At 37.6% G+C, this 13,446-nt stretch carries 11 protein-coding genes; 7 read left to right on the forward strand and 4 right to left on the reverse strand.

The features are described from left to right. The first annotated feature begins 1 nt into the window (after nt 1). Both eutC and CH354_RS12860 read left to right on the forward strand, forming a co-directional pair. A complete protein-coding gene (eutC, locus tag CH354_RS12855) occupies nt 2–796 on the forward strand; it encodes an ethanolamine ammonia-lyase subunit EutC (RefSeq protein ID WP_100766504.1) in 795 nt (264 codons plus the stop codon). A gap of 190 nt (nt 797–986) precedes the next feature. After that, nucleotides 987–1,274 (forward strand): cysteine-rich CWC family protein, encoded by a 288-nt coding sequence (locus CH354_RS12860; protein ID WP_243396080.1) that lies wholly within the window; start codon nt 987–989, stop codon nt 1,272–1,274. Nucleotides 1,275–1,293: 19 nt separating this feature from the next. Here CH354_RS12860 and CH354_RS12865 read toward each other — a convergent pair whose 3' ends face one another. Both CH354_RS12865 and CH354_RS12870 read right to left on the reverse strand, forming a co-directional pair. Then, nucleotides 1,294–2,328, reverse strand: coding sequence for a CE1 family esterase (locus CH354_RS12865; protein ID WP_100728377.1), 1,035 nt, complete (start codon nt 2,326–2,328; stop codon nt 1,294–1,296). 74 nt (nt 2,329–2,402) lie between these two features. Beyond that, the gene (locus tag CH354_RS12870; RefSeq protein ID WP_100728376.1) at nt 2,403–3,419 is read right to left on the reverse strand and encodes an LLM class flavin-dependent oxidoreductase; all 1,017 of its coding nucleotides are present in this window, start codon (nt 3,417–3,419) and stop codon (nt 2,403–2,405) included. Between the two features lie 215 nt (nt 3,420–3,634). Here CH354_RS12870 and CH354_RS12875 point away from each other — a divergent pair, with 215 nt between their 5' ends. Together CH354_RS12875 and CH354_RS12880 are read left to right on the forward strand one after the other, a co-directional pair. Next, on the forward strand, nt 3,635–4,408 hold the full coding sequence (locus tag CH354_RS12875; protein ID WP_100728375.1) for a helix-turn-helix domain-containing protein: 774 nt from the start codon (nt 3,635–3,637) through the stop codon (nt 4,406–4,408). A gap of 54 nt (nt 4,409–4,462) precedes the next feature. Then, nucleotides 4,463–5,290 carry a Rossmann-fold NAD(P)-binding domain-containing protein gene (locus tag CH354_RS12880; protein WP_100728382.1) on the forward strand — a complete coding sequence of 276 codons (828 nt, stop codon included), beginning with the start codon at nt 4,463–4,465 and terminating at the stop codon, nt 5,288–5,290. Between the two features lie 45 nt (nt 5,291–5,335). On the opposite strand, the gene CH354_RS12885 is transcribed toward CH354_RS12880, so the two are convergent. Further along, nucleotides 5,336–7,438, reverse strand: coding sequence for a cellulase family glycosylhydrolase (locus CH354_RS12885; protein ID WP_100728374.1), 2,103 nt, complete (start codon nt 7,436–7,438; stop codon nt 5,336–5,338). Nucleotides 7,439–7,742: 304 nt separating this feature from the next. On the opposite strand from CH354_RS12885, the gene CH354_RS12890 reads away from it, so the two are divergent. Together CH354_RS12890 and CH354_RS12895 are read left to right on the forward strand one after the other, a co-directional pair. Next, nucleotides 7,743–9,905, forward strand: a complete 2,163-nt coding sequence (locus CH354_RS12890) for a neutral/alkaline ceramidase (RefSeq protein ID WP_100727793.1) — start codon at nt 7,743–7,745, stop codon at nt 9,903–9,905. A 98-nt stretch (nt 9,906–10,003) separates the two neighbouring features. After that, nucleotides 10,004–10,666: a TetR/AcrR family transcriptional regulator gene (locus tag CH354_RS12895; RefSeq protein WP_100727794.1), complete on the forward strand. Its 663-nt coding sequence runs from the start codon at nt 10,004–10,006 to the stop codon at nt 10,664–10,666. Here CH354_RS12895 and CH354_RS12900 read toward each other — a convergent pair whose 3' ends face one another. Next, a complete protein-coding gene (locus CH354_RS12900; protein WP_100727795.1) occupies nt 10,667–11,320 on the reverse strand; it encodes a TetR/AcrR family transcriptional regulator in 654 nt (217 codons plus the stop codon). 126 nt (nt 11,321–11,446) lie between these two features. Between CH354_RS12900 and CH354_RS12905 the strand changes: the two genes are divergently transcribed. After that, nucleotides 11,447–13,441: an oxidoreductase gene (locus CH354_RS12905; protein ID WP_100727796.1), complete on the forward strand. Its 1,995-nt coding sequence runs from the start codon at nt 11,447–11,449 to the stop codon at nt 13,439–13,441. Nucleotides 13,442–13,446: the final 5 nt, after the last annotated feature.

A 13,446-nucleotide genomic window follows, 5' to 3' on the forward strand; every position in this document is an offset into this window, starting at 1 on the left:
TATGTCAAATTTAGATCGATGGAAACAATTCACACAAGCAAGGATTGGGCTCGGAAGGTTCGGTGTTTCAATTTCCACCAAAGACATGTTAAGGTTTAGAATGGACCATGCAAAGGCAAAAGATGCAGTGGTACAAGAACCATCTTGGGATCCTATTTTTGACCAGCTGAAATTATTCTCAAAGTTATATGGAATCCAACACCAGTTTGTCAAAAGCCAAGTAACTTCTAAACAAGAGTATCTATTAAGGCCTGATCTCGGCAGACGGCTTTCGGAAGAGTCGAAAATCAAATTGGATTCAAGTGAAAAAGGATTTGATTTGGGTATTGTTTGTGTGGATGGTTTGTCTGCAAAAGCAATCGATGAAAACTTACTTCTATTTTTAGAAGGATTCCTTTCAAAGATCGAAACATTGCATCTTAAACTTGCGCCTTTGGTTGTTGCACAATGGGGGAGAGTTGCGATTGGAGATGAAATTTCCGAGATTTTACAATCCAAAATTTGTTTAGTGATCATAGGAGAAAGGCCAGGGCTTAGTTCCTCTGATAGTCTTGGACTTTACCTTACCTATGAACCAAAAGTCGGAAAAACGGATGAAGCAAGGAATTGTATATCCAATGTCAGACCACTTGGATTTCCATTGCCATTAGCCTGCGATAAAGCGATTTATCTAATCCAAGAAAGTATTTCTCAAAAACGCTCTGGTGTTTTACTCAAAGACCAAATGCCAAAACCAAAACAGTCGATTGACATGAAAGAGGATCTTTCTAAACTGAAATCATTCCGGGAGGAATGAGGTGAAACTCCTCAGCTGACGGTGCAACCGTGAATTTGAAAACGATTTGATCGGATTCAAAAAGTCGGATCTTCCCACAAATGAATCGCCCGTAAACGATCATTCGTTCCTTGTTCACATTAGGGTCCCGGACAAATTCGCCGGATCACCCAATTTCATTGTGTGATTCTAAATGATTAGGAGTCACCATTTGCAAGAAAATAAACCAAATAAAAATCCAAACCAAGATTCAAATCAATGTTTCCAAGAGTCAACGGTCAAACATGAGGAAAAAATTTGCCCCAACTGTTTGCGAATTTTTGAATGTAAGGTTGGTTCCATTCAATTGTGCCAATGTACAAAGGTTCAATTGACAAAAGAAGAAACCGAATATTTGGCAACTCAGTATGTAGATTGTTTGTGTTTCCAGTGTATGGAGACATTGGCATTCGAATACCGAGTGAACCAGAAGTTAGTTCGATTGCCTTGGAAAATATAAATCTTGCAAATGAATGTTACTACTTGGAATGGGATTTGAAAAAATCCCACATCACATCATTGGCGATGATCGCTTTTGTAGGTGATCCACCACCTAACAGAAAAGAAGGTTTTTTCCCACCTGGCCAAGAATGCCCACCATCTTCTGTAACACAAAGTTTCACTGTCACTCCGTCTTTGCATTCGTGATACTCTTCACAAGTAACATCTTTATTTTGTAAAACAATTTTCGGGGTAGGATTACAAACATTCAATTGAACCCATTTTGATACAGTTTTCGGAACAGAAACAAAATCTGTAATGAGTGATCTGTCAGGGAAACTGGAACCCGCGCCACCATAAAATAAAACCTTATCATCATTTTTCGCATGAATATGGAAAATGGAAATTGGTTTGGAAGGTTTACAATCTATTGTATTATCAGTTCCTGCTACTGCTGTGATCCCAGCAAATTGATCCGTCATTGAGCAAGCAATCTGATAAGACATCATCGCTCCATTTGACATTCCTGTAGAATAAATTCTTTTTTTGTCGATGTTCATTTGTTGCGTTAGGTGGGAAAGGATTCCTTTTACAAATCCCAGATCATCTACATTCGCTTTTTTTGATTCTCCACAACAATTCCCTGCATTCCATGTCGCAAACTTTCCAGATTTGTATAAACTATATCCATTCGGAAATACAACGATGTGCCCTAATTCTTCGGATTTAGAAATCTGATGGTAAAACTCCTCTTTGGATTGGATTTCCATATCACCTCCTCCTCCGTGGAAAACAAATAATAGTGGAACACTAGAATTTGGATGATAACTTTTGGGAACATGGATTTTATAATAACGAAGCATCTCTTGGTGAATGGTTGAGAATACATAATCACCTGGATTTGTGATGGGCTCTGCCAGATTCGTAATGGCATTCGGAGCAGGCAAATCACTGATTTTTTTCTGGAACTTTTCTTTGAGGGCAGAACGTATGTATCCTCGTTCACATGAAGTCATGGCGAATACACAAATTGAAATAAAGATGATGGAATGGAATCTTTTCCGAAATGGCATATGTTTCTCCCAATTGAATTTAGATGATGCCTATCTGACCATATAGGATACAATAGAATGAAAACGTTACAAAACTATTTTTTCCCGAGGTCTACCTTAGAGGGATCAAATATTTGGTCTTGGACTTCCATCAGGATTTCAAATGAACGGATTCTTTTTTCTGTGTCGTACACAGAAGATACGACTATCAATTCATCTGCTTGGATCTCTTCTTGGATTTTGTTTATTTTTTTGACAATGTTCTCTTTGGTTCCAACTGCAGAAACGGATAACATTTGTTTTGCCATTTGTTTCTCTTGTTCGGACCATAAGTCATCCATGCAAGATACTGGAGGTGGAAAAGGAGCACGTTTATTTCTAAGTATGCCAAGAAATGACTGTTCGACACTTGTAAACAAATGATTTGCTTCTTCTTCACTATCAGCTGCCACAACATTCATTGCAATCATGGCATAAGGAGATTGTAAGTATTTTGATGGACGAAATTGTTTTTTATAAATTGTAACTGCATCTTTTAAGTAGGTGGGAGCAAAATGGGATGCAAATGCAAACGGTAAACCAAGTAGTGCAGCGAGTTGAGCTCCAAATAAACTAGAACCCAAAATCCAAACAGGAACATTCGTTCCATAACCTGGGATTGCATTCACCATTCCTTCTTTTCTGTCAGCAGATAAATATTCTAAAAGTTCTTTGACATCTTCAGGGAAATGTTGCGATGCCATAGGGTCTCTACGTAATGCGCGTAAGGTGAGTTGGTCTGTTCCAGGAGCTCTGCCTAACCCTAAATCAATCCGGTTAGGATATAAACTTTCTAATGTTCCAAATTGTTCGGCGATTACGAGTGGGGAGTGGTTTGGCAACATGATGCCACCAGCTCCTACGCGAATGGATTTTGTTTGTTCCGCTAAATGACCGATGACCACTGATGTTGCAGCACTAGCAATGGAAGGAAAATTATGATGTTCTGCGATCCAAATCCGATGATAACCGAATGTTTCTACTGCCTTTGCCACACGTACACTATTTTGAATTGCTTCTTTAGTTGTCTGGCCTTGGTTGATAAAAACTAAATCTAAGATTGAAAGTTTCACGTATGATATCACATTCCCAGAAAGAGTGATTTTCTGTAAATTTAGAAAAATTTGTAGAACAGATTCATTAGAAAAATCAAATACGCTTGTTATGTGAAGTGACTTTGTTTTTTTATGGAAAATGAAATAAAATAAATCAAATGGATATTGAATTTCGTCTAAGAAATTCTTAAGAAAATCAAGAAAGTAAACCTATCAAAAATTCCAAAAGTTTCATGTCTCGTCCAAATCCAAAAATTCCAAAAGATTTACAATACATAGCAAAAGATATATTTATTTTTGAATCAATGAATTCCAAAAAAGAAGTATTACCTTTTTTTGCGGATGGTTTTCCAGGTCTTGTTTTTTTTCATTCAAATGCTCCTGTAAAAGTCATTGTAGGTAAACTTTCCAAAATTATGGATCCTGTATTCATATACGGTCAAACATTGGATCCAATTCAGATTGAAATAGAAGGCCCATATTTTTTTGTGATGGTCCAACTGTTCCCAAGTTTTGTTGAGGCATCCTTTAGAATTCCCATTGCAGAACTAACTAATTCGTGTTGGACAATCCAAAAATCGGAATGGATAGATGAAACAAAATTTTATAAGGCAATACAACAACATTCAACTACCTTGGCAGAAGAAGCAATCTTAGAATATCTTTGCAAAAAGTCGATAGGTTTTTTGCCTGATTTGATTTTACATTCTTGTTTACAAACAATCATCGATACTAACGGGAATTGTGAAATATTTAAGATCGCAAATGATTTTAAAATGTCGGAACGTACCTTGCAACGGAAATTCCAAAATTATGTTGGACTCACTCCTAAACAATTCGCAACAATCATTCGTTTCCAAACTAGTTTGTTCGAAATGAATGCAGGTAAAAAATCAAAATTAACTGATATCGCATATAATATTGGGTATGCCGATCAATCTCATTTTATCAGACAGTTTAAATCATTTACAAAAGAAAAACCATTTCAATTTAGAGAAAAAAAATGATGCAGTGTCGGGTTTATCCAATTTTTAAAATGATTTTTTTTGTATGCTATGTTGATGAAACCATTAAATTTAATATTAGGTTCCAGTGGAAAAACTGGAAGTAGAATCGTAAAGAAACTTAACCAATTGAATATTCCGATTCGGTTGGGATCAAGAAAATCTAATCCTTCCTTTGATTGGGAAAAATCTGAATCTTGGGAAACACTGATAAAAGGAGTAGATCATATTTACATTTCCTACCAACCCGATTTGGCAGTTCCAACATCAATACATCATATACAAACATTAGTTGATCTTGCTATAAAATGTAAGGTTAAACGTCTCGTACTACTGTCAGGTAGAGGTGAACCTGAGGCAATCACTTGCGAGAAGTTAGTGCAAGGATCTGGATTGGAATGGACAATCTTACGTTCGAGTTGGTTTTCTCAAAATTTCAGTGAAGGTATGTTTTTGGATGCAATTTTACAGAGAAAAATCATTTTTCCGAAAATCAAAATTAAGGAACCATTTATTGATTTGGATGATCTAACAGATCTAGCTGTCGACTCTCTTGTAAATCAAAAACATGTTGGAAAACTTTATGAATTAACTGGACCAACTCTTTATAGTTTTGAGGAAACTTTTAGCTTCATTGCAAATGAAATCAAGGAGTCGATTCCTTTTGAGGAAATTCCGCTAAAGGATTATATTTCAATGTTAGGTGATTTTGGTTTATCCAAGGAAACGATTTGGCTCATTCAATATTTGTTTGAAACTGTATTAGATGGTAGGAACGAATTTATTCAAAATGATTTTGAAATTGCAATGGGAAGAAAACCAAAAGATTTCAAATATTATGCAAAAGAAACAGCAAAATCAGGAGTTTGGAATTCTAAATTTTGAGATAAAAAAGGGAATGGTGATCGTCCATTCCCTTCCTTAAAGAAATCATTCGTTCGGGTACCCTCCGTAAGTCATCTTACCGATGAGGTAAATTGGGCTTTTTCCTTCTACTAGAATCCTTTGGTTTAACTTTGATTGGAGTTCTTGTAAGGTAGCAGTTGGATATGTTGTGTTTTCTTTGTTCACAACGAGTGCATAATGATAGGAAGAAGATTGGTTTTCATCTAAGTCCAAATCATCCCAAAGGTATAAAACATTTCCAGATCCTATTTCCCGTTTTGGATCAGCCGTGATCACAACTTCGTTTGGCTGGTTTGTTGGAACATTTGGTATAGGACTCGTATACAATTTTTTTTCAGTCATCACGATGACTTTAGAAGGATCAAAATGTGGTGGTAGATAAAATTCGGAAGGTGCATCTGAATTCCGTCCTCTCCAGATGACGATCAAAAATCGTTTGTCTCCAAATTGTTTGGCTTCATTGTTACCTGGTTTGATAGCGGCCCAAGAAAACATTTTGTTCCAAGTATCATACCCAATTGCATTGTAATGACTTGTTAATAGTCGACCTTGTGATTTACGCACATAAGCTCTAGTGATGACAAATGGATCGACATTCAAACTGGTTCCATAATTTCCAACCACAGAAAAGTCTTCATCATTCCATGCATCCTTTGTTGTAATGAGTTTGTTTGGATTCCCGTTTTTGTATTCTGCATGGTGGTCATAATAATAATCCCAATGCCACTGAGTCCCTGATACAACAGGATTATAAAAATCGGCAAATCTTGTTTTTGTCGATTGTTCCTTGTCGGAAATTTCCATAGCTTGGTATACAGCATTGATCATACGAGGTGTGTCTTTGGCTCCAGTTCCTTTTAACCACATCCCAAATTCACTTAGAAACATTGGTATTTTTAAGAATCTTGCTTCTGTTCTAATTTCATCTAAGTATTTGAAATAGGTAGCATTGTCGATTCCAGTTAGATCTGTTCCCATCCTCCCTGCGTCGTAAAAATGTGAATTGAATACAAACCCTTGTCCAGGAGGAGTATTTAAATGTCCCCCACCAGTAGCAGGTGCAATCGCAGAACCAATATTAGTATTCCAAAACACAAGTGGTTCCGCAAAAACCCATTTGTTTGCCCAACCGTTTTGGTTGAGGATGGTTCTAATTTTTTGGTACATGGGCCAAAGTTTCTCATTATCCCATCGTTTTGGGGTTAGACCTTCCATTCCACCATCCACTGGTTCATTAAATGGATCAAGCCCTATAACGTAAGAAAACTCTTCTGGTGATAATTGATTTTTGATATAAGAAACAGTTTTTTCAATCTGCCAAAGGTATTCCGTTTGCATATAACGTACACCAGAAGGAGTATTGATTGGAGCGTTATTCCAAAAATTTCTAAAGGCTCTTCTAATTGCTTCGTTTGTTAAATTATTTTGACTCCAACTAGCACATACGATACCGCAGTATTCCTTTGGATAATTTCCATTTTTAGTAATCCATAATGGTGCACCATTTCCCGTATGCCATGAGTTCTGATTGAATAAGTGTCTTGAGAATAAATCTTGGTGGTAATCAAGTAGAACGTAAATATTTTTCGAAGTTACCTTTTTAATTTGAGAAATCACTTCATCCAAATACGAATGATCTATTTTATCTACTTCTGGATGAACACCTTCCCATGCAATTGTGTAACGAATGATATTGGAACCAGTTGTCTTTGTTAATCCATTCATTGCAATTTCGATATCATTTGTATTTTGAAACGGTTTGAAACCATGTTCGACTAATTTCACATTCCCAGATACATTAAACCCTCGGAATGTTGTTTCGCGGCCAAGTCCATCAATCCAAATAGCATCCGTGAAATTTCCAAATGATTTATTGGAAACAAATAACTCTCGTGTTTCTGTAGAACTGAGGTAACTCAGATCATGAATCAAATTTGTAGATTCTGTAATGGACTTATCACCACCCAATGTCTGAGCACCAAAGTTTGTTTCCGTTTGGGATGTCTCTACAAATGGAAGCAGGAGTTTATGTCCTTCGTTCGATGGAGCACAAAACAAATATAAGGTTGCCAGTAGACAACAAACAATTTGCCTCCATTTAAAGTTTCGTTTGATTCGTTGGTCCATACTTTCCTCTCTCTTCTATCTTTGCGATTAGGTGACAGTTCCCCGATAATAGCCGACTTGTGTCGAGTAAAAAATGACATAGAAATACCATAAATTTTGCGGAACGTTCTTGGGGTACTCGTTAAAAGGGACGGAAAGGTGGGTTTCTGAACATTGGTCAAATAAAACCCGACTATTGTCGATTATTTTCTTGCCATATTTTTAACATCGTTTAGACTTAAACCCCAGATTTGACCCAAGGGTTCCTTCGGCAGATAGAAGCGAAAAAAAGTATGATTGAGAAATTTAGATTCGGAGAGAGTATATGAAATCCCAAATAAGTCCCTTGGTTCGCGTGAGTGTATCCATCGTGTCCTTTCTTTTTGTTCTGGCTTGTTCAGACAAAAAGCCGTCCCAGTCCGCCATACTTGGTTTAGTTGGAACAAACCAAATGGAACAATCGAATGGTATGAATTCAGATCTCAATTCTGGTTCTGGCCTTAGTCGTTCCGTAGCTCCAAGTCTTGGTTCTTCTCCCTATTTAGTGGGTGTTGGAATTTCTGACATTACTGGTCCTGCAGCAGAAGTTGGCATGATGGGATTTGCAGAAACTGCACAAAAGACGGAAGGGATTTATATGCGCCTTTGGTCAAGAGCATACATCATTGGTGATGCTTCCAAACGTGTTGTGTTTGTTAGTGCTGATTTAGGAATGATTTTCCAATCCATCAAACAAGCAGTAAGCAAAAAAATTTCTACAGATAGTGAACTTGCACCATATTATTCAGAAGCCAATGTTTTGTTATCTGCAACTCACACACATAGTGGTCCAGGTGGTTATTCTCATTATTTTTTATACAATGCGACAACTGCAGGTTTCATAAAAGAAAACTTTGATGTGATCGTAAATGGAATTTACCAATCAATCAAATTGGCACATCAGAATTTAGTTCCAGGAAATGTTTACATTAACCAAGGAGAACTCACTGATGCGAGTAAAAACCGATCTGTTGAAGCATATGATAAAAATCCTGCTAGTGAACGTAATTTTTATTCATCCAATGTCGACCAAACAATGACACTATTAAAATTAGTAGCTTCTGATGGAAGAGAACTTGGGATGGTAAACTGGTTTGCTGTTCATCCAACAAATGTTGGACCTTCAAACAAACTCATCGGTGGAGACAATAAAGGATTGGCTTCTTATTTGTTTGAGAAAACAAAGGGAACTAACTATTCTGCAAACCAAACCTTTGTTGCTGCTTTTGCTCAGTCAAACGCAGGTGATGTAACTCCAAATTTATGGGGACCTGCTGATGGTGTGAATGATTATGTTAGGCAGAACATCATTGCAGATAAACAATACCAAAAGGCAATCAGTTTATACCAATCTGCAAATACCCAATTGACTGGATCTGTCGATTTCAGACATACATATGTTAACTTTTCAAATTTATTTGTGAGTAGCGTAGGAACCACAACTTGTCCCGCAGGTATGGGTGCTTCTTTTTCTGCTGGTAGTGTTGAAGACAATGCAGTCTCTGTTGATTTTTTTGATGAAGGAACAACTGTCGATTCCTTAGATTGGAATACAAATACTGCCGATGCATTCAAAGCGAGTTTTCTTGGCGGGGCACTCGGAGTAATTTGGCCAACTTCAGTGAGTGAATCATATAAGTTGTGTCATGCGGAAAAACCAGTCCTCATTCCAACGGGAGTGGCAAGTTTTGATGGAAATCCTTGGACACCTCCTGTCATTCCGATTCAAATTGTCAAAATCGGAAATTTATCTATTTTAGCGATTCCTGCTGAAGTCTCAACAATGGCTGGGAGAAGGATCCGTTCTCTCGTAAAGAATATAATGCAAAACGATTATACGGTCATTTCAGCACTAGCCAATTCATACACTTCCTACCTCACGACAAGAGAAGAATATTCTTCCCAACAGTATGAAGGTGCATCTACACAATTTGGACCACACACACTAAAAGCGTATGAACAAGAATTTGGAAAATTGGCATCCGCTTTACGAAATGGTGAATCTGTTCCTAGTGGCCCAACCCCAGCTGATTTGACAAAAAACCAAGCCACATTCCAAACGGGAGTTGTATTTGATGATGTCCCTTTATTTAAAAGTTTTGGAAGTGTTGTCACACAACCCTCTCCTAGTTATGCAAGTGGATCTAAAGTAACAGCTGTTTTCTGGGGTGCTCACCCAAAAAACAATATGTTAATTGGAAGTAGCTTTGTTGACATTGAACGACAAAACGGTTCGACATGGACAGTAGTTGCCCGAGACAACGACCCATCTACTACTTATCGCTGGCAACGTGATGGAGTCGCATATTCGAAAATTACAACATCCTGGGATTCTACTTCGTATCCAAAAGGAACTTACCGAATTCGCCATCGTGGACACTGGAAATCGGGTTGGACTGGTGCCATTAGCGCCTACCAAGGAGTGACAAACAATTTTACAATCCAATAGGAATATCTGAACAATCACCTCGCCTGGCCCAGCAATGGGTCAGGATTTTTTCTTCACAACGGGATTGACTAGGTAAGATTCCGAGAGATGATCGTACTATGGATAAATTGGTAGACGCATCCCTCTCTCCTGACCTTGCATCAAGGCCGTTTAAATTCACAAGTAAACAGGGAAGGAACCGTCGTGCCCAATTGTTATCAATTGCCTTTGAACTCTTAAAAGAAAAAAAACCAGAAGAGATTAGTTTTGCGGATATCTGCAAAAAAGCCAAAATTCCGAGACCTTCCGCTTACCATTTTTTCCCCAATGTTGAAGCAATTTTCCATGGAATCCGTTTGTTACATTCGGAAGGTATGGTTGAAAAACTCACCGCCTTAAAAAAGGAAACCTTCAAAACATGGAAAGAATACATTGAAAGATCCATCGATGTGGCTATTGAAGTCACAAATTCTGAGATTGCCTTTCCTAGGTTAATCTATGGGTATCGAATGAGTAATCCGGATATGAGGTTAGTTGGTCAAGAGTTAGATATAAAACTAGCTAATCTCACCAAACAAGGCTTAATTGATAGATTCCAATTACCAAATTTAGATACACTCGACCAAATATTTGGTGTTGCTATCTCAATTCCTGATTCTTTGTTAAAACTCTCTTATCGTACCTATGGAGACTTTACGCCTTGGATGGTTGGAGAAGCAAAAAAAGCCACAATATCCTACTTATTAAACTATTTTCCTGAAGTTTGTGAACCAAGAAAATAACTAGGTTTTCATGCCATTATATGCGTATTCGGTAACAGTTTGGATAAACTTTTCCATCTCGTTTATATCATTTTTCATTTGTAATCGACCTTCCAAAAACAACATAGCTATACCGTGAATCATTGCCCAAGAAGCTAATGTTTTTTCTCTGGTTTGGCCTTTTTCTAAATGACCTAAGTTTTGTCCCATTCTAATAATTTCGTGTAACTGGCGATAGGTTCTTCTTGAGACTGAAGACAAAGTTGGGTTGAGGTTTGATTCAACTCCCATTCCACCAAACATAATCCTTGCGAATTGGCGATTATTCATGATAAACTGAAAATAAGTCCACCCAAGTGCGCGGTAACGACCTTTGAAGTCTTGTTCTGTTTTTTCTAATTCTTTTTGATAGGATTCAAAGTATTTTTGAAAACCAATCTCTGCGATTGCAGAAAATAACGCATGTTTGTTTTCGAAATGATGGTAACTTGCTACATGGCTGACACCTGCTTTTGCGGCAACCTTTCGTAAGGAAATTTCCTCCAAAGAAGTAGTTTCTAATAATTCGACACCCGCTTGGATCAGAGTCTCACGAACATTAACGCTGTTCATTTTGTTCGGGCGCCCAACTCGTGTGATGGTTTTAGCTTTCGCTTTTCTTTTTTTTGCTACCATTTTTTGCCATTTTGGATTGTTTTCTATCTTCTGACTACCAGTTATTTACCGTTGGTAATTTAATACTTGTTTCTAAATTTGAATATATTACCGATGGTAAATTAATTCGTTTTTTGAGGAAGTTTTATGAGTACAGCCTTTACACCGATCCAACTAGGAAATGTGACAGTACCCAATCGATTTTTAATGGGTTCTATGCACCTAGGAGTAGAAGGAGAGACTGGGGTTGCCCATCGAATGGCTACATTTTATGGCAAACGATTCGAAGGTGGAGTCGGAATGATTGTCACTGGTGGTATCAGTGTCAATGAGGAAGGGAAGGGATCAAAATCATTTTTTCAATTTTTAGACCCACTTCACGCAAACGAACTCAAATTACTTAATGGAGCCCTGAAAGGAAAAGGGGTAATGTGTGCGCAGTTATTTCATGCAGGTAGATATGCATTTGACCGAAACTGTGTCGCTCCATCTGCCATTAGGGCACCAATCAATCGTTATGTGCCAAGAGCCTTAACCGAAGATGAATGTTGGAGAACAATCGAAGATTTTGGCCGTTCCGCAAAAATCGCTCATGAAGTAGGGTTTGGTGCTGTGGAAATTATGGGGAGTGAAGGTTATTTATTAAATCAATTTTTTTCACCCGTTACAAATCACCGTGATGATTATTTTGGTGGTGATGCCAAACGTAGAATGAATTTTTCGATCGAAGTGTTACGAGCTGTTAAAAAAAATCTTCCAGAAGGATTCCCCATTATTTTCCGTATGTCGGGCATTGATCTGATACCAGGGAATCCAAGTTTTGAAGAAGTGATTGGTTTATCGAATGCCTTACGTGATGAAAATGTGACAGCTCTGAACATAGGTATTGGATGGCATGAATCTAGAATTCCTACCATTAGCCAACTTGTACCCCGAGGAGCATGGGTTCCTATCGCACGTCGTATCAAAGAACAAACTCCAGGCGTACCAATCATTGCTTCCAATCGTGTTAATGATGCATCCACGATCGAAAAAGTATTTTCCGAACAAAGTGTAGATATGATTTCAATGGCTCGGCCGTTTTTAGCTGATCCATTCATTGTTCAAAAATTAGCAAACGGACATTCCGAACGAATCAATACTTGTGTGGCTTGTAACCAAGCATGCCTCGACCATGCATTCCAGGAAAAACATGTTTCCTGTATCGTGAATCCAGTCGCAATGAATGAAGATAAATATAACTTCAAAAAAACAACAAACCCAAAAAACGTTTTAGTGATTGGAACAGGTCCTGCTGGTTTGGAGGCCGCAAGAGTGGCAAAAGAATTAGGCCATGATGTAACCATCTTTGAAAAAAGAGACCAAATTGGAGGTCAGTTCCAATTGGCGTCTCATATACCAGGTAAGTCAGAATTTAATGAAACCATTCGTTATTTCAAAAATGAACTGAATGCAATCGGAGTTAAAATCCAATTGAACACCGAAGCAACAATCGAAAACATCAAAGCAAAAAACTCCGACGTAGTTATCTTTGCAAGTGGAGTGATCCCGAGAGAATTCCATTTGAAAGGATTAGAATTATTGCCTCATGGAAGTTATGCAGATTATTTAACTGGTAAATTTGTTCCTGGAAAAGCAGTTGCTGTGATTGGTGGTGGTGGGATTGGTGTGGATGTTGCTCATCGTTTAACAGAAGAAAACGATCCAACACTTGAATCTTACAATCAAAAATATAATATAAATTCATTTACAAATGCAATGATCCAAACTGCAAAAGCAAAACGAAAGGTAGGAGTTTTTCGTAGGAATGGAAAACATGGCGCAGGATTAGGACCTACCACATTTTGGGCTCTAAAACAAGAGTTAGAGTCAGAAGGAGTTGAGTTTTTCCAAGGATTAACGTATAAGGAAGTTACAAAAGATGGACTTATTGTTGTATTTAAAAATGGAGAAGAGTTTTTATATCCTTGTGATTCGATCATCTTATGTGTTGGTCAGGAAAAAGAAGATTCATTGTATGAACAATACGTAAAACAATCTCCAAATCAAAAACTCATTTTAATCGGTGGAGCAAAGGATGCTAAAAACATTGATGCAAAACGAGCGTTTTTCGAAGGATTAGAAGCAGCTTATAACATTTAAGGAAA

The organism is Leptospira levettii, assembly GCF_002812085.1.
Lineage (GTDB): Bacteria > Spirochaetota > Leptospiria > Leptospirales > Leptospiraceae > Leptospira_A > Leptospira_A levettii.

What these genes read in the sequence shown, in the direction of transcription:
- eutC (WP_100766504.1), top strand. Translation starts at nt 2, where the DNA reads ATGTCAAATTTAGATCGATGGAAACAATTCACACAAGCAAGGATTGGG.
- CH354_RS12865 (WP_100728377.1), bottom strand. Translation starts at nt 2,328, where the DNA reads ATGCCATTTCGGAAAAGATTCCATTCCATCATCTTTATTTCAATTTGT.
- CH354_RS12875 (WP_100728375.1), top strand. Translation starts at nt 3,635, where the DNA reads ATGTCTCGTCCAAATCCAAAAATTCCAAAAGATTTACAATACATAGCA.
- CH354_RS12880 (WP_100728382.1), top strand. Translation starts at nt 4,463, where the DNA reads ATGAAACCATTAAATTTAATATTAGGTTCCAGTGGAAAAACTGGAAGT.
- CH354_RS12885 (WP_100728374.1), bottom strand. Translation starts at nt 7,438, where the DNA reads ATGGACCAACGAATCAAACGAAACTTTAAATGGAGGCAAATTGTTTGT.
- CH354_RS12890 (WP_100727793.1), top strand. Translation starts at nt 7,743, where the DNA reads ATGAAATCCCAAATAAGTCCCTTGGTTCGCGTGAGTGTATCCATCGTG.
- CH354_RS12895 (WP_100727794.1), top strand. Translation starts at nt 10,004, where the DNA reads ATGGATAAATTGGTAGACGCATCCCTCTCTCCTGACCTTGCATCAAGG.
- CH354_RS12900 (WP_100727795.1), bottom strand. Translation starts at nt 11,320, where the DNA reads ATGGTAGCAAAAAAAAGAAAAGCGAAAGCTAAAACCATCACACGAGTT.
- CH354_RS12905 (WP_100727796.1), top strand. Translation starts at nt 11,447, where the DNA reads ATGAGTACAGCCTTTACACCGATCCAACTAGGAAATGTGACAGTACCC.